Source organism: Olleya sp. HaHaR_3_96 (assembly GCF_019278545.1).
Lineage (GTDB): Bacteria > Bacteroidota > Bacteroidia > Flavobacteriales > Flavobacteriaceae > Olleya.
The window spans coordinates 2,997,895-3,021,461 of sequence record NZ_CP058987.1; the positions used below are offsets into that span (position 1 = coordinate 2,997,895).

The 23,567-nt window shown below is 33.3% G+C and carries 22 protein-coding genes; 2 read left to right on the plus strand and 20 right to left on the minus strand.

Translation table 11 applies throughout. The features are described from left to right. Positions 1–3 precede the first annotated feature (3 nt). From H0I26_RS13055 to H0I26_RS13095, 9 genes are all read right to left on the minus strand, one after another. Positions 4–204 (minus strand): hypothetical protein, encoded by a 201-nt coding sequence (locus H0I26_RS13055; protein ID WP_218699493.1) that lies wholly within the window; start codon positions 202–204, stop codon positions 4–6. A gap of 76 nt (positions 205–280) precedes the next feature. Then, a complete protein-coding gene (locus tag H0I26_RS13060) occupies positions 281–1,159 on the minus strand; it encodes a nuclear transport factor 2 family protein (RefSeq protein WP_256935123.1) in 879 nt (292 codons plus the stop codon). A gap of 94 nt (positions 1,160–1,253) precedes the next feature. Further along, the gene (locus H0I26_RS13065) at positions 1,254–2,132 is read right to left on the minus strand and encodes a helix-turn-helix domain-containing protein (RefSeq protein WP_218699494.1); all 879 of its coding nucleotides are present in this window, start codon (positions 2,130–2,132) and stop codon (positions 1,254–1,256) included. A gap of 5 nt (positions 2,133–2,137) precedes the next feature. Next, entirely contained in the window at positions 2,138–4,027 is a 1,890-nt protein-coding gene (locus H0I26_RS13070; protein WP_218699495.1) for a monovalent cation:proton antiporter-2 (CPA2) family protein, read from the minus strand. 3 nt (positions 4,028–4,030) lie between these two features. Then, positions 4,031–4,627, minus strand: a complete 597-nt coding sequence (locus H0I26_RS13075) for an NAD(P)H-dependent oxidoreductase (RefSeq protein WP_218699496.1) — start codon at positions 4,625–4,627, stop codon at positions 4,031–4,033. Between the two features lie 74 nt (positions 4,628–4,701). Further along, entirely contained in the window at positions 4,702–5,325 is a 624-nt protein-coding gene (locus H0I26_RS13080) for a MarC family protein (RefSeq protein ID WP_101018636.1), read from the minus strand. Positions 5,326–5,583: 258 nt separating this feature from the next. Beyond that, complete coding sequence (locus tag H0I26_RS13085) at positions 5,584–7,179, minus strand: bifunctional aspartate transaminase/aspartate 4-decarboxylase (protein ID WP_218699497.1); 1,596 nt, start codon at positions 7,177–7,179, stop codon at positions 5,584–5,586. A gap of 18 nt (positions 7,180–7,197) precedes the next feature. Further along, entirely contained in the window at positions 7,198–8,895 is a 1,698-nt protein-coding gene (gene aspT, locus H0I26_RS13090) for an aspartate-alanine antiporter (RefSeq protein WP_218699498.1), read from the minus strand. A gap of 39 nt (positions 8,896–8,934) precedes the next feature. Next, positions 8,935–10,191, minus strand: coding sequence for a DcaP family trimeric outer membrane transporter (locus H0I26_RS13095; protein WP_218699499.1), 1,257 nt, complete (start codon positions 10,189–10,191; stop codon positions 8,935–8,937). Between the two features lie 422 nt (positions 10,192–10,613). Here H0I26_RS13095 and H0I26_RS13100 point away from each other — a divergent pair, with 422 nt between their 5' ends. Beyond that, the gene (locus tag H0I26_RS13100) at positions 10,614–11,591 is read left to right on the plus strand and encodes a sterol desaturase family protein (protein WP_218699500.1); all 978 of its coding nucleotides are present in this window, start codon (positions 10,614–10,616) and stop codon (positions 11,589–11,591) included. A gap of 94 nt (positions 11,592–11,685) precedes the next feature. On the opposite strand, the gene H0I26_RS13105 is transcribed toward H0I26_RS13100, so the two are convergent. Genes H0I26_RS13105 through nfsB form a run of 8 tightly spaced genes read right to left on the minus strand, consistent with a single transcriptional unit; the run spans position 11,686 to position 19,731 of the window. Further along, the gene (locus H0I26_RS13105; RefSeq protein WP_218699501.1) at positions 11,686–13,176 is read right to left on the minus strand and encodes an aldehyde dehydrogenase family protein; all 1,491 of its coding nucleotides are present in this window, start codon (positions 13,174–13,176) and stop codon (positions 11,686–11,688) included. Between the two features lie 25 nt (positions 13,177–13,201). Further along, a complete protein-coding gene (locus H0I26_RS13110) occupies positions 13,202–14,140 on the minus strand; it encodes an NADP-dependent oxidoreductase (RefSeq protein ID WP_218699502.1) in 939 nt (312 codons plus the stop codon). A 19-nt stretch (positions 14,141–14,159) separates the two neighbouring features. Beyond that, positions 14,160–15,722 (minus strand): carboxymuconolactone decarboxylase family protein, encoded by a 1,563-nt coding sequence (locus H0I26_RS13115; RefSeq protein WP_218699503.1) that lies wholly within the window; start codon positions 15,720–15,722, stop codon positions 14,160–14,162. 7 nt (positions 15,723–15,729) lie between these two features. Further along, complete coding sequence (budA, locus tag H0I26_RS13120) at positions 15,730–16,587, minus strand: acetolactate decarboxylase (RefSeq protein ID WP_218699504.1); 858 nt, start codon at positions 16,585–16,587, stop codon at positions 15,730–15,732. Between the two features lie 32 nt (positions 16,588–16,619). Beyond that, positions 16,620–17,243, minus strand: a complete 624-nt coding sequence (locus tag H0I26_RS13125; protein ID WP_218699505.1) for a putative quinol monooxygenase — start codon at positions 17,241–17,243, stop codon at positions 16,620–16,622. A 29-nt stretch (positions 17,244–17,272) separates the two neighbouring features. Then, positions 17,273–18,121, minus strand: coding sequence for a hypothetical protein (locus H0I26_RS13130; protein WP_218699506.1), 849 nt, complete (start codon positions 18,119–18,121; stop codon positions 17,273–17,275). A 3-nt stretch (positions 18,122–18,124) separates the two neighbouring features. Further along, the gene (locus H0I26_RS13135) at positions 18,125–19,054 is read right to left on the minus strand and encodes an alpha/beta fold hydrolase (protein WP_218699507.1); all 930 of its coding nucleotides are present in this window, start codon (positions 19,052–19,054) and stop codon (positions 18,125–18,127) included. Between the two features lie 23 nt (positions 19,055–19,077). Further along, complete coding sequence (nfsB, locus tag H0I26_RS13140) at positions 19,078–19,731, minus strand: oxygen-insensitive NAD(P)H nitroreductase (RefSeq protein WP_218699508.1); 654 nt, start codon at positions 19,729–19,731, stop codon at positions 19,078–19,080. 225 nt (positions 19,732–19,956) lie between these two features. Between nfsB and H0I26_RS13145 the strand changes: the two genes are divergently transcribed. Further along, entirely contained in the window at positions 19,957–20,343 is a 387-nt protein-coding gene (locus tag H0I26_RS13145) for a winged helix-turn-helix transcriptional regulator (protein ID WP_218699509.1), read from the plus strand. A 98-nt stretch (positions 20,344–20,441) separates the two neighbouring features. Here the strand turns inward: H0I26_RS13145 and H0I26_RS13150 are convergent, their stop codons facing one another. The 3 genes from H0I26_RS13150 to H0I26_RS13160 all read right to left on the minus strand — a co-directional run bounded on the left by H0I26_RS13150 (position 20,442) and on the right by H0I26_RS13160 (position 23,519). Then, the gene (locus H0I26_RS13150) at positions 20,442–21,116 is read right to left on the minus strand and encodes an NAD(P)H-dependent oxidoreductase (RefSeq protein WP_218699510.1); all 675 of its coding nucleotides are present in this window, start codon (positions 21,114–21,116) and stop codon (positions 20,442–20,444) included. A gap of 213 nt (positions 21,117–21,329) precedes the next feature. Beyond that, complete coding sequence (locus tag H0I26_RS13155; RefSeq protein ID WP_218699511.1) at positions 21,330–21,959, minus strand: alpha-ketoglutarate-dependent dioxygenase AlkB family protein; 630 nt, start codon at positions 21,957–21,959, stop codon at positions 21,330–21,332. Between the two features lie 51 nt (positions 21,960–22,010). Beyond that, positions 22,011–23,519 (minus strand): BCCT family transporter, encoded by a 1,509-nt coding sequence (locus tag H0I26_RS13160; protein ID WP_218699512.1) that lies wholly within the window; start codon positions 23,517–23,519, stop codon positions 22,011–22,013. Between the last annotated feature and the right edge of the window lie 48 nt (positions 23,520–23,567).

Sequence of the window (23,567 nt, forward strand, 5' to 3'; positions counted from 1 at the left end):
TTTTTATTTTTTATCCGTTTTTAAAGCTTGTAATTCTTTCTCTAATGTTTCCACTTTTGTTTTAAATGCAGCCATTGCTTTTTTTAGCTTAACAATTTTTTTTAAAGCATCCTCATCCTGAACAGCTGTAAATACTTCATTAGTTTCTGTTACTTTATACGTTGCTTTTGCGCCACAAGTTGGGCATGTTCTTACGTCTGACATCTGTTTAAATATTTAAAATATATACATTTTGTTAAAATAAAAAGGCTACCATTATAGTAACCTTTCCTACTATCAATTACTTTGGGAAATTAAATTTTCCATTTGTATTTTTCCTATCAGCCTCTGGTGCAATAGTTTCCATAATATCCCAATGTTCAGCTATTTTATTATTTTCAACTCTAAATAAATCATAATAAGAGGTCGGTTGACCAGCAAATTTTCCTTCGCTTATAGCTAACACAAAATTACCTTGACCTAACACTTTATGCACTTTGGTAAATTCCATAGTTATCCCTTGTTTAGCCATAGCCTCTAGGGCTTGACCTAATCCCGATAAACCATCACCAATATTTGGATTGTGTTGGATATAATGGTCTCCGTCAAAATAGTTTGCAATTTTTTCCATTTTACCGTTTACTAAAATATCATTTAAAAAATTAGAGACTACTATTTTGTTAGCCTCTGTTTTATTTAAATCTGTGACAAGCGTTGCTCCATCCGTTTGTGAATGGCCACTTGGGTTTAGAGCAGCTTTCTCTATTAAATTATCCCAATGCTCCACTACTTGACCGTTTTCAAACCTGAAGACATCAAAACCTATTTTTGGACCAAAGAAATCATATTCTGTTTGTGCAAATCCGTATGCTCCATCTTGAAAAGCTCTTACTGTATTGACTTTAAAACCACCTTCTGGGGCGTGAGATAATAATGCTCCAAAACCAGCTAACCCATCTGCTACTGCTAGGTTATGCTGCTTGTAGTTTCCTGGATTAATATAGCTTACAGCGACCGTATCTCCTGTTTCAATACTTTTTAATACTGCTACCGTTTTATCTTTGTTTGATAGTTCCATTTTATTGGTGTCTTTAGATATTGTTTTTGCGTTTAAATCTTTCTCAGATTTACATGACATAAGCGTCATGACTAATGCTAATGTTGTAATTGTCGTTTTCATAAGTGTTATATTTATGAGGACAAAATTAGAGTAACACTACGATTTACTAAAGGTGAAAATGGTTATTAAAATGGTAAATATCGAACCTAAAAAACTAAATATAATCTTTTTTGAAGCTATTAGGGGTAAATCCTGTATGCTTCTTGAAGTATTTTACAAAATTAGTAGGCTCTTCAAAACCTAAAGAATATGCTAATTCCGTGCTTTTAATTTCAGAATTGATAAGTAAGCGTTTCGCTTCTAAAATTACAAAAGCATCAATAAATTGCTTTGCTGTAACCGTTACCATCTCTTTACAAATATTATTTAGATGTTTATAGCTAATATTAAGTTTTTCGGCATAAAAATCTGCATTTCTACTCGTATTAAAATGAACCTCTAAAAGCGACTTAAATTCCAAAAAACTATTCAATTTATCAGATCGTTTTAAATGAAACGTTTGGTATTGCTTTAAACGTTCCAATTTTGAAAAGATAATCGAATACAATGCACTGTAAGTATTTTCTTGATTGTAGTCTTCTTGAAGACTTGAATATTCCTCATAAAACAACTGTATGTAATTTGAAACATTAGCCCCCTCTGGTACCTGAATAATTGGAGAAAACAAATGTGAATTAAACAATCTTATCAATTCGTTTTTGGGCAATGTATTGATTTGTTGCTTTAGATAGTCTTCCGTAAATAGTATAATGTAACCTTCTAAGTGGTCATTAAATTGAAAGGCATTAATTTGACCTTTAGATAAGTGAATAATCGTATTTTTTTTGACATCATGCCACACAAAATCTACCAATTGCTTGCTCTCTCCTGCCGTATAAAATACAATCATATTAAAAGCCAATTGATGGGCTTTTTCAGGATTATGTGCTATGTCCTTTTTACGTAAAGAAAGGCTTTTAATGGTCAATATTTCAATACCACTATTATCTGGTTTTTGAGAATCAAAGACAATATGCGGAATCTCTTTTTCCATGATGCTTATTCCTCTTTTAAATTATTTAAAGCTTTTCTGACATGCTCGCTATCCCAATGGTTATCATACTCTACGATGCCGCGTTTAAAATCTTCATTTAAAAACTTTTCTTGTTGCTCTAATTCTTTTTTAGCTTTAAAAATATAGTCATCCTCTCGTTTAGGTTCGGAAGCCAAACGTCTTAAACTATCTTCATCATACTTAATAAAATTCTGGACTTGTCTATTCAGTGTATATTTTCTGAAACCCATTTTACTCAATACATCTTTAGCTAAAGTTAATGATGTTTCTAAAGATTCGCGATATATATTTTCATGACCTAGATTAAGCAACTCGTAAGCATCGTATCTATTTTTTGTACGAATCATCATTTCGACATGAGGATAATTTTCTTTTACTATTTTACTAATCGCCTTAGATACTCCAATCTTATTTGTTGCGCAAATAATTATTTTTGCTTCTGAAATACCTGCAGATTCTAATAAATCTAAGCGCGTAGCATCTCCATAATAGACTTCAAAACCCATTTTTCTAAGAAAATCAACACGGTTAGAGTCATGATCTAGAATAGTTGCTTCTACACCATGCGAGCGTAAAAACCGACCAATAGTGCTTCCAAAATGACCAAAACCAACCAATATTATCTTTTGAGATTTTGCTATATGATCCATTGGTCTTTTAACAGACTCCTTAGTTCCTATTTTAGGCAATATAAAACGTTCGTTAATAATACCTATAACTGGTGTAAGCGACATACTGAGTGCTGTTATTACTAACATCATATCCATTTGATCTTGTGATAAGATATTAAGACCGAATGCAAAGGACAACAGTACAAAAGCAAATTCTCCAATCTGAGCTAAACTACAAGTAAGTAATAGTTTTTGATCTAACTTCAATCCAAACACTTGTCCTGTTATATATAACACCACTGCTTTTAAAACAATAACAGCAATAAGAATCCCGCCAATGGTTAACGGACTATTTGCGATAACAATAAAATTAATGGAAGCCCCTACAGCCATAAAAAACAATCCTAACAACAGATTCTTGAAAGGCTCTAATGTACTTTCTAATTCGTGCTTAAACTCGCTATTAGACAAAACAACACCACCTAAAAACGCACCCAATGCTGGACTTAATCCAACATATTCCATTACAAATGAAATTCCGAAAACAATTAAAAAAGCTGCTGCAATAAGTAATTCTCTAACACCCGTTTTCGCCACTTTACGCAACATTGGTACGATTAAATACTTACCCGCAACTATTATTAAAATAACGGATAAAATAATAGCTAAAGTTTGAAAACCCACAGGTAAATTATCCAACAAATTAGTATGATCGTTAGTGTTTTCTGCGGAAGCGTTACCGTCTACATTTGCTAATAATGGTATAAAACCTAACATGATAATTACAACAAGATCCTGAAATAATAGAATGGAAAATGAAGACGTACCAAAAGTAGTGTCCATCAAACCTTTTTCCTTTATCGTTTGCATGGCAATAGCGGTAGATGATAAAGCAACAGCCATAGAAATTACCAAAGCAACTTTCCATTCAAAACCTAATACTGTAAACAAAACATAAGATAGGATCATGGTACCTCCTACTTGTATTCCTCCCATGCCTACTATTGCTTTCCGCATGTTCCAGAAATTTTTTGGCTCGATCTCTAATCCTATTAAAAACAGCATAACAACAACTCCAAATTCTGCAAAATGCAAAATATCCTCGCCTTCTGTTCCTATAAACCCTAAAACATAAGGCCCTATCAATACACCTGCCAATAGATACCCTATCACGGAACTCAGTCCTAATTTTTTAGCGATAGAGACACAAATTATGGCCCCTGCTAAAAATACTATGGCTTCAAAAAGTATGCTTTCTGTCATATATTAAGACCTTTTTAATTGTTCTATATCATTTAAAAAAGCGCAACCATTACCATTCCCTAAATTAAAATCTTGCTGTAATAAATCAATTAATTTACTGTATTGATTAGCATGTTCTGTTAATTGTTCGTCATTTAAATTATGAGTTCCCATGACTGCAAAAGGAGGTAAATACGCCATACCACACAGATTTGCCGTTTGCTCAAAAGGTCTTAAAAACTGAGTGATAGTAAAACTATTGGTCCCCTCAGAGCAATATACATCTCGGGAGCCTCCTGTAGTAATAACGTTTAAACATGTTTTCCCTTTTAATGCTTCTCCCTTTGGTCCATAAGCCCAATTAAACTCTAAAACCATATCAATCCATTGCTTCATTAACGGAGGACAACTATACCAATACAGCGGATGATGCCAGATAATAACATCATGATTATCTAATAGTTCTTTTTCTTTATTGACATCAATATTAAAATCTGGATAACGTTCATACAAATCATGCAATGTAACCCCTTCCTTATCTATTATTTGATCTATCAGCACAGCGTTTGCTCTAGATTTTTCAAATTTAGGGTGAGAAAATAGAACTAGTATTTTTTTCATGTTCATTGAGATGTCAAATTAATTCTATTAAAAAGAAAATCCAATAAGAAACCAATGCTTATAACTAAATTAATTTATTTAGCGATTAAGTCAAATGAAATCTTGATTCCCTGAATAATCATACCTGTACCAATAATAGCGATAATTAATCCCATTATTTTACCTATTACAGAAATTACATTATGCCCAACCATTTTTACAATAAGATCACTTAATTTGAAAGTAAAAAAAGTTAATAAGCTCATTGATCCAAAAATAGCAATGACTAAAAACATCTGTAAAGGAGCTGCATTAGAAACAAAATTCATAGCCGTTACAATAGTTCCGGGACCTGCTAAAATTGGAATAGCTAGCGGTGATACTGCAATATCTTCATCAATATGCACATCATTTAAACTTTTTACATTGGATTGTTTTGACTGTAACATATCAAAACCAATAAAAAATATCAAAATACCCCCCGTTATTTTAAACGCAGGAATACTAATATTGAATAACTCGAAGATATACTTACCTAATAAAATAAAAACCGTTACAATTATAAAAGCTATAATATTTGCTTTTTTATTAATAGCTCTTTTTGTATCTCTATTAGCGCCTTTGGTTAATGAAACAAAGACAGTCATGTTTGATATAGGGTTGGTTATAGCAAAAAACCCTGTAAATACGGTAATTGAAAATGTAATTAAGTTATCCATTATAGTAAAATTATAGTCTGCAAAAAAATCGAATTACTTCTGTTCCACCAAAGCAATTACCACTTATTTTCAAATAATTATCCTACTTAAAAAGCAAATCAAATTATTTGAGTTCTTAATATAGGAAATGCTGAGACTAATAAAAATTAATCTCAGCATTTATATAAATACTAATTGAATTGTAATTGTAAGAAATGGCTATAAACCCTTTTGTTTACCTATAACTGGCATTACCTTTTTATTTATGTATCGTTTAATTTATTTGTTTTGAAATTCATCATAATACTCATCCAAAATAGTATTTATCAGAATACTTATTTTTTCAAAGTCTTCAGAATAAGAATTTGCTAACGAGAATCGAATAGTCCAATCTGGACCATCAAACCCACCTCCGGGCATTGCTACAATAGCTTCTTCTTCAGCCAAACGTATAACAGGATCTAAGGCGTTATAATTTTTACCAACCCAATTACTAAATGCGTCATTGTATTTATCTTTTGCTAAATTCAAGAAATCGACCAAAGTATAGTAATAAGCAGCATTTTTATTATCATCAGAAATTAATGGTTTTCCTGGCAAGTCTTTATACAGTTTATCATATCTATTTCTAACTAGTTTTTTTACATCTGTTTTATACTTGTTTTCTGTGTCGATCAAAGTGGCTAAAGAAAATAAAGACATTTGAATTTGTTGTGGCGTAGATAAACCTGCGGTATGATTTAAGGCCACACTGCGACTATCAGCAACAAAACGATCTATCATCTTTATACCATCTGGGTTTAAAGAAATGGTTTCATAACGTTCTCGTAGTTCGATTTTATCGTTCTCTGGAAGTTTAGCAAGCATTTTATCAAAAATATTGTTTTCATTAAGCGCAATCACACCAAGTCTCCAGCCTGTAGCACCAAAATATTTTGAGTAAGAATATACCAAAATAGTATTTTCTGGAGCTTTTATTGCTAACGACGTAAAGTTCTCTGTAAAAGAGCCATAAACATCATCTGTCAATAAAATTAAGTCCTCTCTATCTTTTGCTATTTTAGCAATTTTATCTAAAGTTGTATCACTCAATTTAACTGATGGTGGATTGCTGGGGTTAACTAGAAAGAATGCTTTTACTTTAGTATCCTTAAGTTTATCAATTTCAGAATCTGGAATCTGCCAGTTATTGTTTTCATCAGCATTAATTAAGACCATCTTTAAATCATAATCCTTTAAGGCTGGCATTTCAAAATAGGGTGTAAATATTGGTGCTCCGATAGCAATCGTATCCCCTGCTTTTAAAAACTTATTTGCTTTTAAAGAATTAAAAATATACACCATTGCAGCTGTACCACCTTCTGTTGCAAAGACATCATATTTTGAATCTGGAGGTGTCGTTCCCGCGCTCATTTCTTTCATTAAGTAAGCATGAGCAATGGTTTCAGAATGCTTTAACATGCGTCCTGGCTCTGGATAATTGTTACCAATAATACCATTAACCCATTCAAACATTAAAGCGTCAGCATCCATACTATAATTGGCTACTGCAAATTGAAACAACTCGTTTAAATAACGTAAACCAATCACATTTTTATTTAAAGTTAGATACGCTTGAAATCTTTTAGCAATCCCCTCTTTGTCAGTAATGCCACCAAAGCCATCTAGTTCCTGAAATTGTCTTTTACTCTCTTCTAATCCAAATAAACCAAGTTGAAAAAAAGCCCCTCTAGGTTTTGTTGCAATCCAATTGGGATTACCTCTACCAGCATTAATTAAGGAATGCTGATGATTTGATTTTGCTAATTTTATTAGCGTGTCTTTGACTTCAAAAGGACTTAATGTGTTAAGTGCTACTTCTTCTTGTTTTTTCATTTTAATGTGTTTTATAATTTAAGGCATCAATGCAATAATTATTGGTCCCCAAAGTGTTAAAAATATATTTGCCACCGCATAAGTCAGTGTAAAGGTTGGCGTTGGTGTTGCATTTTCTGTTTTATCCAATAAAGATGAAAATGCTGGATTTGCACTTTTACTACCTGCAAGTACTCCTAAGGCTTCTACAGGGTTTTTTATTTTAAGTAAATAAAAATTCATAAAAAACTGAACGATCATAGGAATCATGGTGACTAGAATCCCTAAAAGAAATAAGGTAATACCGCTTTTTAAAATGGCTTGAAAAGCAGGTGCTCCAGCATTTAGCCCAACAATTCCTACAAAAACAGCTAATCCAAAAGTCTGAATAAAACTGGCAGCTCCAACATTTATACCACCCATTTTTGGGTGTTTTGTTCTTAAAAACCCGATAATTAAACCAGAAACTAAACAGCCTAATCCTGAACCTAACGCCACCGTTGTGCCATTAATATCAAAACTAATTTCACCTATTAAATAACCAACGACCATACCTAATCCCAAAACTATAAAGTCGGTACTATGTATTGATGTTGGTTTATATCCAATTTCTTTTTCAATTCTATCTAAATCTTTTGTCTTACCAACTAGTGTTATCTCATCACCAGCATGAATTTCAGTATTATCTAAAACCGATAATTCATGAGACATCCTAACAATACTTTTTATGTAAACACCATGTGTTTTAGTTAATCCTAAATTCTTGCGAATGTCTAATAATGTTTTGCCTTTTAGTTTTTTATTAGAAAGAATAACACGTCTTTCCTCCTCTGTAAAATCAATGTTTGCTCCAAATTCTGAAATCTCATCACCTAAAGCAGAACTCACATTAGAAAAGGCCGTCACTAACCCCGTTACAAATAAAACATCCCCTACATTAATCTCTAAATTGGGATTGGGCGTTGTGTTTTTACCATCCGTAATAATAAGTTCTACGGTTAAATTTGAATTAAGATCTGATTCAAAACTCTGAATCGTTTGATTTAAATACTTTGATGATTTTAAAATTTTAAAGACTCTAGTATCGACTCTCTTGATAGGATCAAATTCTCCTTCTACCATTTCTTTGCCACCATCAAGCTTTGCTGCTAATTTTTTAGCTTCTGCTCTGATATCCCATTTCATCATAATAGGAATAAAAGACACCATTAAAATTGGTCCTATTGAACCAAAAATATAGGTAATAGAATATCCAACAGCGACATTGGTTTTCATTGTTTTGGCAGCTTCTGTTGCTAACCCCAATTTATCAATAGCTTCCCCTGCCGTACCAATAATAGCAGACTGTGTTAACCCTCCAGCAGCTAACCCTGCCGCCATACCTTTATCTAACCCCATCCAAATAGATAGTCCAACCACGACCAATAGACCTAAAACGGTCATTGAAAATGCCGCTAATAAAAATTTTAAAGAAGACAGTTTCAATGAAGCAAAAAATTGTGGACCACCTAAATACCCCACCATAAAAATAAATAATGCAAAAAATAGACTTTTAACTTCTCCACTAATTTCAAATCCTCCGACTTGTCCAATAACAACAGCCATAATTAATGTACCTGCTACGCCACCAAGTGTAAATTTTCCAACTTTAAATTTCCCTACAAAATAGCCTATGGCAATCGCTAGAAACAATGTTAAATAAGGGAGATTTCTGAGCGTATCGTAAATAATATTCATAATATATATTTTAACTTTTAATAATTAGTGTTTTAAAAATTACAGGTGATAAATAGCCATAAACTGAGCACGATAGCCAGCGCCATTATCATTTAACTTATTTTGATTTTTTCCATAAATTAACTCGACACCATAATCCAATCGATCAACAGGAGACCACATATAATTAACAGCACCATAAGTAGAAAAATCATACATATCCTCTTCCAAATAATCACTATTATCTATACTTGTAAAACTAAAAACAGCGCTAGACGTTGCTGTTTTACTCCATGCGTGTTTATAAGCTGCAAAGCCTCCCATAGCCGGTATTGGCGATAGATCTCCATTACTATTTGGAGCAGCATCCAACCCTTGCCCTCTTAAATCGTTTATATAATGTGCAATACCCAGTCCATAAGTATATCCAAATCTAAAATCATCATTACTATCATTTCGATTTAAAAATTTAACTATACCGGAAACTTCTAAGCCGCCACTTGTTATACTTTTAATAGCATCCGAACTAGCATTTGTGTAGGACATATTTTTCAAAATCCCGGTGACTCTAAGGTTTCCCCAAACACCATTTTTTTGTATATATGCAATTACATCTGGGACATATTGAAAAGCCATACTATCCTCTAAATTAACAACAAAAGGTGTATAATCTAGACTATGTGTTTCTAATGCTACAGCAAAAGAATAGTTGTCATTGATAGACTGTGTATACCTAATCATTGGATTCCTAGGCCCCGTAATACTATTAGGTCCCTCAAAATCTACTTGAACAGGAAACGCTGAAGTGTTTTTCATGGTACTCCACGTTTGTCCAATAAGAAATCCTTTATATTCTCCGTAAGCATGACGTAAATGAGGTACAAAACTGGTTGCCGCTTCTGTATTAAAAAAGTCCATCTCTACATAAATATGTACTTTATCGGCTTCTGATATTTGATACACACCATCTACAGCCAATCGCGTTTGTCTTGCATCTAAAAAACTACGTGGTTTTTCCTCGCGTAATGTGGGATAGATAGGAATTTTACTAGGATAAAACTCACTAGTATTCTGAATATTACCCAAATCCAATCCTCCAATTAGCTTAATATAACCGATAAAATCGAGCGATACTTTTTTTGATTGCTTATTGTTTGAATAACGCTTTCTTTTTTCTCTAACCGGAAGCGGATCCTGATTATCTTTTGTACTATTTTGTTGCGTTACCGCCATTGTATCTATACTTTTTTGTGCAAAGGCGCTAAAACTTAGTACAGAAAAACTTAATACTAACAAAAGCTTAAAACTAATTGACATTTTTTTTAATTTTAGGAAGTAGCACCAATCTTAATTTTTAAAAATTAAGATTGGTACATATGTAAAAGATTATATTCAAGCAAAGCTAATCTTCTTACAAAGCACATTAGATGACCTAGGTCAGTTCAATAAAAAAGTTTAATTACGTGCGTACTTATGTAGTCATATATTTTAAGCAAAACTGATAATAGCTTACATCATGATGCAATTACTATTACGCAAATTAATACGATCTACAAGTAAAAATAAGACTACATCCAGAAGACCTAACTGCTTTTTATATAAGATTTCTTCTTTACTATAAAATTTTAAAGATTTTATTATCAAGGCTAAATTGCAATAAATTGAAGTATATTGCTCAAATATGAAATGTATAGTGGAAATTCCGTTATACAAACTCTTACCCCAAAAATTATTATTAAATGGATTTTACAAACCCGTTAGTCTATGGAGTGCCTTGTTTTTTGGGCTTTATCGCAATAGAGCTTACTTACAGCAAAACTCATGACAACAACGAATTATACAAATGGAAAGATTTCTTCTCAAGTCTCTCTCTTGGAATAGGATCGGCAGTTATTGGTGCACTGGTAAAAACAGTTGCCGTAATATTGGTTTTCAATTTTGCTTATGAGCTCTTCAATCCTATTGTGGATGGGGTTCGAACAAACATTATGGGTTGGCACTCTTTTGGATACGCTTGGTATGTTTGGATTATTTGTATGTTATTAGACGATTATTCCTATTATTGGTTCCATAGACAAAACCATATGGTTCGTTTTTTATGGGCAGCGCATATTGTACATCATTCTTCCGACAATTTTAATTTAGGGACAGCTGTACGTAATGGTTGGTTTACTATTTTTTACAAACCCTTTTTTTATGTTTGGATTGTAATTATTGGTTTTCCGCCAGAAATGTTAGTCGTTTGCATGGGTATTGAAGCGTTATGGCAATTTCAACTTCATACACAATATGTTAAAAACTTAGGATTTTTAGAAACCTTTTTAAATACACATACGATGCACCAAGTGCATCACGCCCAAAATATTGAATACATGGATAAAAACCACGGTGGAATCTTAAATGTATTTGATCGTGTTTTTGGAACTTGGAAAAAAATAGACCATTCTATTGATATAAAATATGGCGTTTCTGTTCCACCTGAATCTTATAATTTGTTTGTTATTTTAACACACGAGTATAAAAATATTTGGGATGATATGAAAAAATCAAGCAATTGGTATCATAAATTTAAATATGCCTTTGCTGCCCCAGGTTGGAGTCATGACGGAAGTACGTTGACAATAAAGCAAATTAGAAAAGAAATAGCAGAAGACGCTAATAACACTATGGAGACAACAAATCCTAAGCATATTTTAATTAAGAGTGATCTGAAATAAGAATAATAAAAAACACTATTTTGTTTTTATATAAATAACAAATGCTCCAATTAATCATGTCATTAATTGGAGCATTTTAGTATGAATTCTTTTTTTATTGAAAATCAGCTGCTTTAAAAGGATATTTTCTTGGTGTTTTTTGAATGGTAATCCAATGTGCAACGGTAAAGGATTTTACACCCCATTGTCCATTAAAACGACCTAGACCTGAGTTTTTAACACCTCCAAATGGTGCATAAGCACTATCATTAACTGGTTGATCATTAATATGCGTCATTCCAGCTTCAATACCTTGTGCAAACGCCATTCCTTTTGCTTCGTCTTGTGTAAACACAGAGCTAGATAAACCGTAATCTGTAGCATTTGCTAATCGTAGCGCATCTTCTGTATCTTTTGCTCTAGCAATAGACACTGCTGGTCCAAAAATCTCATTTTGAAACAATGGGCAATTTTCATCTACATCTACAAAAACGTGTGGTGGCATATGTAAGCCTTCAGCTTCACCTCCTAATGCCATTTTGTAACCTTGTTCTTTTGCATCGTCTATTAAGCCTTTTACAGTATCAAACTGGTTTTGATCAATAATAGGACCTACAAACGTATCTGGATCATTCATATCCAAACGTTTTAAGGTCTTAACTTTTGCTATAAACTTTTCTGTAAATTCATCATAGACTTTATCTTCAACGATAATTCTGTTGATAGCCATACAGATTTGACCTTGGTTCATAAATTTACCCCAAGCAGCAGCTTCAACCGCTTGATCAATATCTGCATCTTCTAGCACCACAAACGGACTGTTACCACCTAATTCTAACTCGATATTTTTAATAATATCTGCTTCTAGAGCATTTTTACCAACTTGACGACCAACTGGTGTTGAGCCTGTAAACGAAATTAGTTTTGAAATTGGATGCTTTGTAATTGCCGTACCAATAGTACTTCCTCCACCAGGCAATACACTTAATAACCCTTTAGGGAAACCTGCCTCTTCTAAAAATGAAGCAAAAATTAACCCTCCTGTAACAATTGATGTAGATGCTGGTTTTAAAACCACCGCATTACCTACTGCTAAGGCAGGACCTAAAGTACGCGCGGTTAATTGACCTGGGAAATTCCAAGGAGAAATTAACCCGATAACTCCCAATGGTTTTCTAACTGCCACAGATTCTTTGCCTTCTATATCTCGCGGTAAAATTTTACCTTCTACTAATAATGGTAAATGCACAGCGCTTTCAAAAACGCTTGCTACCAATTCTGCTTCAAAATACCCTTTTGCTAAGGTCGCTCCTACTTCTTTTCTTGCCCATTCTGCAAACTCTTGCTTTCGGCTTCTAACTACTTCGGCTAGTTTAAGCATCATTCTACTCTTTTCAGGAGGTAATACGGCTGCCCATTTTTTCTGCGCAACTGCTGCTTGTTCAAAAGCGTCATTTACATCATCTGTGGTAGCTCCATTTAAAGAGAATAACTCCTCTTGGTTCCAAGGGTTAATATCCTTGATGGCTGGTCCTCTTGCGTCTTTCCATTCGCCACCAACAAATATTTTTCTCGTATAATTCGGTAATTCTTCTTGTAATTTCATTTTCATTGTGTTTTAATAGTTGATACTAAAGTGTCACGATTACTTTACCCACTGTTCTTCCTTTTTCAACTTCGGTATGGGCAGCAGCCATATCTTCAAAAGCAAACGTCTTGTAAATGTTTGGTTTAATGCTACCGTTTTCTAACATTACTTTTAAGGTGTTCATATCTTCAGCACTAGAGTGTACTAAAATGTCTGAAACGGTTTTGTTCTCCTTTTTAGCTGATACTTTTAAGTCATCTAAGTCCATACCTACTGTTGTATAAGCTGTACCACCGCTTTTTAAAACTTTTACGGAATTTTCTAATACTTTACCACCTTGCGTATCTAATACAAAGTCGATATCAGATAAAATTTCTTCAAACTTTTCAGTATGATAATCAATTGCATTATCTGCTCCAATAGAGGTAACAAATGCACCGTTTTTTGCCGAGGCAGTAGTATTCACAAAAGCTCCCATTGCTTTTGCAATTTGGATAGCAAAATGCCCGACACCACCAGAACCTGCTTGTATTAGCACTTTATCACCTTTATTAATCCTTCCTTCTAAGATTTGCAATGCCGTTAGAGCAGCTAATGTTGTAGCAGCAGCCTCTTCAAAAGAGACGTTGTCTGGCATTGTAGCTAAATGTGCTTCTGGCGCAGCAACAAATTCCGCGTAAGCGTTACCTACACCTGGAAAATTCACCATACCAAAAACTTTGTCGCCTATTTTAAAATTGGTGACATCCGCACCAACTTCTGTTACGGTTCCTGCTATGTCCCAGCCTAAAATTACAGGTCGTTTTTCACCGTACATCATATTAAGCATCTTATCTTGATACTTTGGTTTTACATCTGCTGGGTTTAATGAAATAGCCTTTACCGCTACTAATACTTCGTTATCTTTTATGCTTGGTTTTGCTATTTCTGCTAAATGAAGGTTTTCTGGTCCTCCTGCTTTTTCTAATATTATTGCTTTCATAGTGTGTCTATTTTCTAAATTATTTTTTATTGTAGACAATGGTCATTCCCTTGCCTTGCTTAAGTGTTAAGCGCATTTTGGTATCGGTAACTTCAATTACAAGTTCATCATACCCTAAATCCATATCTCCGATTTTGCTTGTTCTGGTGAAAAAATTATTCTTCCAATCCCAAGTACCTGTCAAAACTTTACCTCCAAAAACTCCAAATATTTGACCGTCGTGAGTAGCAACAGATTGTCCGTCTTTGTCTCCATAAAAATTATCGGCAGCCAACTTTAAATATTCTTCTTTTGTGTTTATTCGTTTCCAATTTTCTACACTAATATTAGAATCGGTAGATAAATTATAGACTTGTATCTTGTTACTGAAAATTAAAGGTGTGTAAAGCAAATTGTCCTGTATACTAATGTCTGCTAAACCTTTAGGGAAGTTTCCAATGAGCTTTTTTTCATTTGAATTAATAAAAAACAGCTCGCCATTAGTATTACTGCTTACCAAATACCCGTTATTAACAGAAGTAACACCATCTAAACCACCTAATTTATACGCGCTTGTAATTATTTGGTAAGACTTATTGGTAATATTTACCGAATACATACTCCCGAAATTACTTGCAGTAATTGTCTGACTTAACTCTGCTCCATAATCGGCAATAACTAACTGATTATCTTGTATAAATAATCCGTTTGGATGCTTAATTTCAGATGTTTGAAACCAAACCTCTAATTTGTTATTTTCTAATGTGAAAATTTTACCACTTGCTATATCAGAGATAAAAACCTGTCCGTTTTTAGAAACCACGACATCATTTAAGGACACAACATCTGGAGAAGTAATGCTATTTACGACTTTACCATTTTTAACATTGATAATATGAAGCTCCTTACCATCGCCAACGTATAATTTGTCTTGATATAATGCCAAGCCTGCAGGCGAATTTAAACCAGTTACCCATTTATAATTATCAACTTTTCCATCCTTTGAAATTCTACTTATATACCCTTTGTTATTTTGATTTACGTTAGAAACATATAACCAATTCTCTGTTGGTGATGCCACAATAGACTCAGGCATAGAAAAACCATCTAACTCCCAGTTTTTAACTAATTGTTGTGTTGTATTTATGTGATTAGATGCTTTATAGTTTGTTTCTTCTAAAACTTCCTTTAACGCAAAAATGCCATTATTTGCAGCTGGAAAGCCCGTATACAAGCTTAATAAAATCATAGTTTCTGAAATCTCATTTGGCGTAACACCTAAATTTAAGGCAGCCTTTATATGTGATTTTAACTGCGATTTTGCATTAGCTTGTGTAGTAAGACTAGCAATTATTAATAATTCTTTTGTCTTAAAATCTAAGCCTGGTCTGTTATAAATTTCCCCAAAACCATAGCGAATAATATAATCTGCCATATCTGGAGAGATACTTTTAAAAGCTACTTCTAATCCTTTTGAAGCTCCTTCGCCATTAACCTCGTTAACAATTTTTACGCCTGTTTTATAGTTGTCTTCTTTTGTGTTTTGCGCATTACTTGCAAAAGAGAAAGACAATGCTAAAACCAAAATGATGTACTTTTTCATAATCTTCTTATTTACCGTTTTGCTTTGCGGTTGCCTTTGGTGAGGCACCTTGCTTTAACGTTTTGTTTCTGAATTTTTCAGTTTGAGGAAGCTGCAAATTGACTTGGTTTATTTCTTGAATTTCTACTTGAAGTTTATCAAACTTGATATCTTCTAAATGTCCTCCCAGTGTTATATCTTCAGATAAAAAGTGAAAGTGCATTCCTGGTATCACTACGTTTCCAATATAATCTGGCGTAAATAAACCGACTAAAGTTCCTTTGATATTTTCTCTAGTATACATTACTCTTGTATCTAAATATTCAAATAGAGAAACATCTTCATTTTCTACTTTATGTGCCGATGCCATTTTTAGATATCCAAACTCTCCTTTAATTCTGTAGGCATAAAAACTATTTTTAGAAGTAGAGTATTTTTGAAGTTCTTTGTTTAATTCTTCGTAAGAGGTAATGTTTTCAACGGTTACCGTTTTTTTAGGTTGAAAATTTATCATCGTCATATTAGGCGATTCTAAATCTTCTGGAGCCTCTTTAATTCCGCCTTCCGCATCAATAGTATATACCACACCATCTACAGCAACCAGCTCACCTGCTAAGTGATTTACGGTACCAATACCGATATTACCTTGCTGTACCATTTGTTCTGGCGTAAAATCACCTTCATATATACTATTTAACAACGCAACCGTTGGCGCATATTGATGAATGGTATTTTCCGTATGTGGTGCTAATCCGTTTTCATATACGTTGTGTGGATGCGGATGTTCGTGATCTTGCGTTTCTGTAGTTGAAACCGCCTCTTTTTTATCCTGATTTCCACAGCTTGCTAAAATTGCCAAGGAAAATAATAGAATTGCTTTTTTCATAATAGTGCCTTTTAGTTGATTATTGATTTCTCTTAAATTTCTGTAACGAAATTCATATACTGCTTTAAATCACCAATGACAGCTTCTTCCATCAGTTTGCCTGTTTTTACTGCATAAGGTTGATTAAAGTGAATGTCCCAAACATCAGATTCTTTTCTCCAATGCTCATAAACTGCTAGAGTATCTTCTTGATTATCTACTGTATATAAATCAAAAAGGATGTTGCCTTCTTCCTCTTTTCTTGTGTGGGTAATGTGATCTTCAAACTGTTCAAGAAGTGCTTCTCTAAATTCAGTTTTTAATTTAAAAATGAAGAAAATAATAAATACGTCATCTTCGGGATTTGCAGTTTTAGAATGGTCCGGAAGGGGATTTGTATCGCCTAAAAAGTAGAAATCAGGAGCCGACTGTAAGGCGGTCTGTCCTACTTCCATTAACTTTTTGGTATGTGGCTCTTTATCGTGAGATGTAATAGCAGCCTTGTCTGCCCAACGTTCGTAAACAAAAAACACATTGTCTTCTGCTTTAGATACAAATACTTTAATCTCCTTATTACCAGTTTCTTTTTGGGTTGCCGTTTGTGCTTCTTTAAGTGTTGCTGCAAACGTGTTTTTGTGTTCTGGCTTTGCTGTAAATTTTACTATTGTACTTTTCATAATAATGTTCTTTATAATTGAAGTATCTTTTAATTTAATGGAGTAAGTGGCACTTTTTGAATAATGGTAACCTCTTTTATTTTTGCAAATCTGTCATTTGGATTATCCTTTACAATCCAATGGTGTGCGGTAGTTGCGGTTAATTTCTGATTCTCTTTTGAAATCCCTTTCCAAACAAAATCCACATTGACTTCATATTCCTTTTCTGAAATTACTCTTACTGTAAAATTCTCTGGAAAATGACTGCTTTCCTTCAATTGTTTTGGTGTTCCATTCAACCACTGTTCTAATTGCTCTACGGTAACAATAGGTTCGCTATTTGTTGAAAAATTAAGTTTAAAACCTTCAGCTAGTAATTCTTTAAAAGGCGCAACATTACCATCTAACTGTTCCATATTTAAGAGCCAGTAGTGCATAAGGGATAACATTCGGTTTTCTGGATAAGCATCCTCAAACATTGGGTCTTTAATCTCGCCAGTAGGCTTAATATTGATTTCTGTAAATACAGGTAAAAGTGCACCAGGAACTTCTTTTAAAAATGTGCTGTAATGCAAAGGATAACTGTCATTAGAACCGTCTGATTTTAAATTTTGATATATAATATCAGCTTCTAAATTAATAGTACCGTTCTCTAATTTATTAACTACTATATTTTGAATATGATGCGCATTCTTCCATCCTTTATAAACTTTTAATCTTTCAGGATAATTCGCTTTGCCTTGCATTTCTCCAGCTGCTGATTTCATTTTTATATCATCTGCTAAAATTTCTAACTGATTTTCTAATCGCTGTTTGTTTTCAAAATCACGTTCATAAAAAAGATACCAACGGTGATATTGTACGATAGCTGCGTGAACAATTTTTGTATCTGTTTCCATAATTTATTTAGTGTTAGAAATGAATTTTTTAATATCATTAGCTACTTCCTCTGGAATTTCTAATTGTGGAGAGTGCGATGCGTTTTCAAGAACTACTAACTTCGCATTGGGGATGTGGTCTCTGTAGTACTCTGCCACATTAAACATTACCACTTCATCGTGTCTACCTTGCAAGACTAATGTGGGTACTTTTATAGATTGTACATCATCTTTTAGATTGAAATATTTTCCGTTTTTAATAGCAGGAATTAAAGAACCATCAACAAAATCTTTACTATTGTTAACCGTTTCTATCATATAATCGGCTATAGGTCCAGGAAGGTCCGGTACTTTGTAAAAGACACGTGAAAGCACAGCATCCAATTCTTCTTTGTTTTCAATTTCTTTACCAAAACCACCATACACAACGTGGTCATCTATTTTAATACCCGCAGCATCTAGTAAGATCAAATTGGTAAGGTCATTGGGATATTTAATGGCATATGCTGCAGCGGTATGTCCGCCCATTGAGTTACCGATAAGGTTAAATTGACTTACACCAAGTTCCACTAAAAAGGACTTCAGAAAAGTTGCTTGTCCATCTATGGAATAATCAAGTCCTTCTTTTCTTTCATTTTCACCGTGACCCGCTAAATCGGGTAGAATTAAATGATAGTCTTCTGATAAAAATTTAGCCGTTTGTAAAAAACTACTTTTATCATCTCCCATACCGTGAACAAGAACAAAGTCTGGCTTATCATCTTCCCCTTCACTTTCATAGAAATGAACAGTGTAACCATTTATTTCAATCATTTTTTTCTCAAGACTGGCAGCACGAGCATAGCTGGCATTGGTTTGGTCTACAAGAACCTTTGGAAAGAAGAAGTATATGACTGCTACAGCAATCACTAATACTCCAATAATTCCTCCAATTATTTTTAAAAACTTCTTCATAATTTTTATGGTTTTAAATTTGATTATAACTGAGTAATAACTGTTTCTTCAGGAAACCTTGACTTTGGTAATTTTGCATTAAAGTCACTGTCTTTTCTATAACCTAAAGACACAACCGCTAGAGTGGTGAAGCCTTTTTCACGTAAGCTAAATTCTTCATCTAATGCTTTTACGTCTACCCCTTCCATTGGGCAAGCATCAATACCTAAGGCAGCTGCGCCTAATAGAAGTGCGCCCATATTTAGATACACTTGCTTTTCCATCCAGTGTGGTAAATCTTTAAGATCGTAGCGGTGAATGTTTGCAAATAGCATACGACCACCGTGCATTTGATCTTTATACTCTTGTGCTGCAAAGCGACCATCTTGGTCTTCTTGCTCCAAAATGCTATTCATATAATCCTCATCTGCATCTGTGCGAGCTGCGATAACAATTACGTGAGATGCATCTAAGACTTTTGGTGTATTGAATTTGAAAAATCCTTCTGTACCTTTTGCAATTCGCTCTTTACCTTCTTGAGTATCTGCAATTAAAAAATGCCAAGGTTGTAGGTTTACACTAGAAGGACTTAAACGCAGTACATCTTTTATTTGTTGAAAATCCGCATCTGATATTTTCTTAGTTGCATCAAATTCTTTTGCTGAGTAGCGGTTGTTTAATATTTCTGTTAGATTCATTTTTACTATTTATTAACTTGTTGATTATTAATACTATCAAAATTATAGTGCAAATATAGATATAGAGTTGATACGTGTCAATAACGGTCACAAAGTATAGTATAAAAATATAATCATAAATCATTGTAATACAACACAATAAATAATAATATTTTCACTATAAAAAGTATAGTTGCATACTATAGTAAAGCTTTATATCTTTGTCAGACATTTAATATTTAAGAAATGGACAGAAAAGAACTGTTTGAAAAGAAACCAAAAATTAAAATCAATGATAAAATATCATTCTGCCCAACAAGCGCAGCAATGGAATTGATTGGCGGTAAATGGAAGAGTGTTATACTTACCCACTTAATAGGCGATAAAAAACGCTATAATGAATTACGTAAAGAAATCCCTGGTATTACTGAGCGTACGTTGAGTTTACAGTTAAAACAATTAGAAGCTGATGGAATAGTAAACAGAAAAGTATTTACTAAAAAACCGCCTTTAAAAGTAGAATATACGCTTACAGAGTTTGGGCAAACATTGGTTCCGATTTTAAACCTAATTGTTGATTGGGGATTACACGCTGCCGAAACCAAAGGTGAGTTTTTATTTGAAGAGAATTAATTGTAAACAAAAAAAGCCACCAAAACGATAGCTTTTTTGTTTTATAAAATTAGTGCTATTAATGATTACGATTGGATCGAATTTTTAATATTTTCGGCTTACTTAAATGTTACAATATCTTCAAAATTACGTCTTGATTTCCCGAATTCTGGATCTGATTTTCTGTAACCAAAAGCAGCCATAAATGATAAACCATATTTATCTGTATCTACGCCGAACTTTTCTTTTAATAACGCTTCTGCTTTTTCTTGATGAAATCCTTCAATTGGACAAGAATCAATTCCTGTCAAAGCAGCAGCAGTCATCATATTACCTAACGCAATGTAGGTTTGTTTAGAAGACCAATCGAATAACTTTTTGTCTGTATCTAAATCAAAATCACGCTCTTGAAACTCTCTGTAAAATGTAGAATACATATCAATAACCTCTTGTGGTAATTGTTTTACATCCTTCATCATGTGCATAATATATTCAGAATCGTGTTTAACCATAGGCGCTTTCATACTTAAACCTAATACAAAATGACTAGCAGTATCCAATTTTAAAGGCGCTCCCCAAGCAACAGGTTTTAATAACTCACGTAACTCTTTATCTTGAACTACGATAAAATGCCAAGGTTCGAAACCAAATGAACTTGGTGATAAATGTGCTGTTTCTAAGATGAATTTCATATCCTCATCGGAAACCTTTTTAGTGGCATCAAATTCCTTTGTTGCATGTCTAAAATTGAAAGCGTTTAATATATCTTCTTTTGCTATGTTTGGTGTATTCATTTTATATGTTTTAATGATTAGTTCTTAATTTGATACAAAGATAAAACCAGTACACAGGTAAATTGAAGTATAAAAAAAGGTGAATTAGGTATAAATGGAGGTTTTAGACTTTGAAAAACATAAATATTTCTTAATTTTCATGAAATAACTTGACTTTAGCCAACCATTTATACTTTTAAAACCATCGTAATCCTTTATTAATACCAAAAAAATTTACTGAACCCATCTAAAGGTTAAGTTAATTCTTGGTAAAATTGGTTTTACTGTTTTAGGGATTTTGTGTTTCCAGTTTTCTTGTGTCGTACCTTGCATTATTAGCATGCTACCATGGGCTAACGGAATTTCGATACGTTTTAAATCCTTGCGTGTGGCGTGTTTTAACTGAAACGGTCGTGTGGCTCCTAAAGTTACCGATCCAATTACCGTGTTTTTACGTTTACCGACTTCATAATCTTGATGCCAATCTACACTGTCTTTTCCGTCGCGATAATAATTAAGTAAGCATCGTGTAAACTTGACATCGACCTCCTGCTCTATACGTTCCTTGATTTTTATTAATTCTGCAGTCCAAGGACGTAACTTTGTTGTTTTTCCAACATAAGCAACTTCTAAATCCGTATCACCATACCATGCTGTAAGTCTAGGTAAATCTATTTGCTTACCATAAATAGCCATTTGGTCCTGCTCCCAAGTTGTATTATTTAATAGGCTTGTATATAAGGCATTACTTTCTTCTATGCTGAAGAAATTTTCGAATAAAGTAACATCTGCACCTGGTAAATCAAATACTGTTTTTACGACTTGATCTGTAGAAAATAAGTTAGGTTGACTAAACACATCCATACTTTTATTGTTTATATATTAATCGAAAAAAGAGCTAAAAACTTACAGTAATTACTGCTCTGTTTTATGAGGTATTGCTTTGTTTTTCCTTAAGTCCTTAACAAAAAGAATCAACATAATTATAATAAAGAAAGCGAACGGTAACGACGTGATTATCAGTAAACGTTGTACTGCTTCTAAAACATTGATATCTGCCTTAATATTACCCAACAATACTAAAGCTATTGTTGCTAATAAAATAAAAACAGACCAGATAACACGATGTGCTTTACTTGGATTTTTAGCGCCTTTATCTGTAAACATACTTAATACAAATACTGCCGAATCTACAGAAGTAATTAAAAAGCTGATCAATAATATAATTGAAGTTATGTTTAAAAATGTCGCAAACGGATAATGTTCAAAGAATACAAAAATGGAAGAAAACACGTTGCTAAATTCATTATTATAAGTTCCCCATTCTTCTATTAATTGAAAGGCAGAGGTTCCGAAAACGGAAAACCAGAAAAAAGTCCCCAAAGACGGAATGATTAAAACACCCAATAGAAGTTGTCTTATGGTACGACCTTTAGAAATACGCGCAATAAATATACCTGTAAATGGTGCCCATGCTAACCAAAAGGCCCAATAGTAAAAGGTCCAACCGGTTAAGAATTCTAAACCAGGATTATAATCGCCAAGCGCTAAACTCATTGGCACAAAATCGATTATATAATGATATGTAGACGTAAAAAATGCTATTAAAATTTGTTTTACATCACTGGTAAAAAAGATAAACAACAAGATCGCAAAAGTGACAATGATATTTAAGTTCGAGAATATTTTAATCCCTTTATTAACACCTTGCCAAGCAGAATAACAAGCCACAGTAGAAATAAACACACATAGTAAAATTGTAGTTATTAGTCCAAAATCTTGGTTTGAAATATGATTTAAACCACCATTAATCTGTGTTGTTCCTAATCCGATTGCAGCCACCAAACCAAAGACAGTCGTTATAATAGTTATAACATCTACACTGTTTTTTAAGGTCTTGCTTTTAACATCGTCTTCTATAGTTGCGCTTATTCTTACCTTCTTTTTCTTGACGTGCAAGGCGTAACCAACAATTACTGCAAAAAGTCCATAAAAAGCCCACGCTGTAAGTCCCCATTGGTAAAACGTAAACTCTAAAGCGACAGTTTGCGCAGATAAACCAGAAGTAAACGGCGGCTTTTGTTGCATAAAAACAGGCTCTTGCACTGCTCTTAATAAAATACCAGATCCCATTCCTGCACTATAAAGCATAGCCGTCCAAGACCATAAAGAGTATTCTGGTTTAGACGATGCCTTTCCTAGTTTTATTCGTCCATATTTTGAAAACGCAATTAACAAAAGCGCAAAAACACAACCAAAACCTAAATACAGATAAAAATATCCAAAATAGTTACGCACCCATAATGAAGCACTTTCAATAGCATTATAACTTGCTTCAGTAGCAAAAAACACAACCAATGTACACGCAAATATGATACTTATTGATATTGATAAAATGGAGTGTTTTTGAAGGTGTTTAAACATTAAAAGTGTTTTGATTTATTCAAAAATAGGGATTAGAATTTAAATCCT

Coding starts and splice junctions, on each gene's coding strand:
- H0I26_RS13150 (WP_218699510.1), bottom strand. CDS start 21,116: ATGAATACACCAAACATAGCAAAAGAAGATATATTAAACGCTTTCAAT.
- H0I26_RS13160 (WP_218699512.1), bottom strand. CDS start 23,519: ATGTTTAAACACCTTCAAAAACACTCCATTTTATCAATATCAATAAGT.
- H0I26_RS13125 (WP_218699505.1), bottom strand. CDS start 17,243: ATGAAAAGTACAATAGTAAAATTTACAGCAAAGCCAGAACACAAAAAC.
- budA (WP_218699504.1), bottom strand. CDS start 16,587: ATGAAAAAAGCAATTCTATTATTTTCCTTGGCAATTTTAGCAAGCTGT.
- H0I26_RS13145 (WP_218699509.1), top strand. CDS start 19,957: ATGGACAGAAAAGAACTGTTTGAAAAGAAACCAAAAATTAAAATCAAT.
- H0I26_RS13065 (WP_218699494.1), bottom strand. CDS start 2,132: ATGGAAAAAGAGATTCCGCATATTGTCTTTGATTCTCAAAAACCAGAT.
- H0I26_RS13075 (WP_218699496.1), bottom strand. CDS start 4,627: ATGAAAAAAATACTAGTTCTATTTTCTCACCCTAAATTTGAAAAATCT.
- H0I26_RS13135 (WP_218699507.1), bottom strand. CDS start 19,054: ATGAAGAAGTTTTTAAAAATAATTGGAGGAATTATTGGAGTATTAGTG.
- H0I26_RS13115 (WP_218699503.1), bottom strand. CDS start 15,722: ATGAAAAAGTACATCATTTTGGTTTTAGCATTGTCTTTCTCTTTTGCA.
- H0I26_RS13085 (WP_218699497.1), bottom strand. CDS start 7,179: ATGAAAAAACAAGAAGAAGTAGCACTTAACACATTAAGTCCTTTTGAA.
- H0I26_RS13080 (WP_101018636.1), bottom strand. CDS start 5,325: ATGGATAACTTAATTACATTTTCAATTACCGTATTTACAGGGTTTTTT.
- H0I26_RS13060 (WP_256935123.1), bottom strand. CDS start 1,159: ATGAAAACGACAATTACAACATTAGCATTAGTCATGACGCTTATGTCA.
- H0I26_RS13105 (WP_218699501.1), bottom strand. CDS start 13,176: ATGAAATTACAAGAAGAATTACCGAATTATACGAGAAAAATATTTGTT.
- H0I26_RS13055 (WP_218699493.1), bottom strand. CDS start 204: ATGTCAGACGTAAGAACATGCCCAACTTGTGGCGCAAAAGCAACGTAT.
- H0I26_RS13110 (WP_218699502.1), bottom strand. CDS start 14,140: ATGAAAGCAATAATATTAGAAAAAGCAGGAGGACCAGAAAACCTTCAT.
- nfsB (WP_218699508.1), bottom strand. CDS start 19,731: ATGAATCTAACAGAAATATTAAACAACCGCTACTCAGCAAAAGAATTT.
- H0I26_RS13100 (WP_218699500.1), top strand. CDS start 10,614: ATGGATTTTACAAACCCGTTAGTCTATGGAGTGCCTTGTTTTTTGGGC.
- H0I26_RS13095 (WP_218699499.1), bottom strand. CDS start 10,191: ATGTCAATTAGTTTTAAGCTTTTGTTAGTATTAAGTTTTTCTGTACTA.
- H0I26_RS13155 (WP_218699511.1), bottom strand. CDS start 21,959: ATGGATGTGTTTAGTCAACCTAACTTATTTTCTACAGATCAAGTCGTA.
- H0I26_RS13130 (WP_218699506.1), bottom strand. CDS start 18,121: ATGGAAACAGATACAAAAATTGTTCACGCAGCTATCGTACAATATCAC.
- H0I26_RS13070 (WP_218699495.1), bottom strand. CDS start 4,027: ATGACAGAAAGCATACTTTTTGAAGCCATAGTATTTTTAGCAGGGGCC.
- aspT (WP_218699498.1), bottom strand. CDS start 8,895: ATGAATATTATTTACGATACGCTCAGAAATCTCCCTTATTTAACATTG.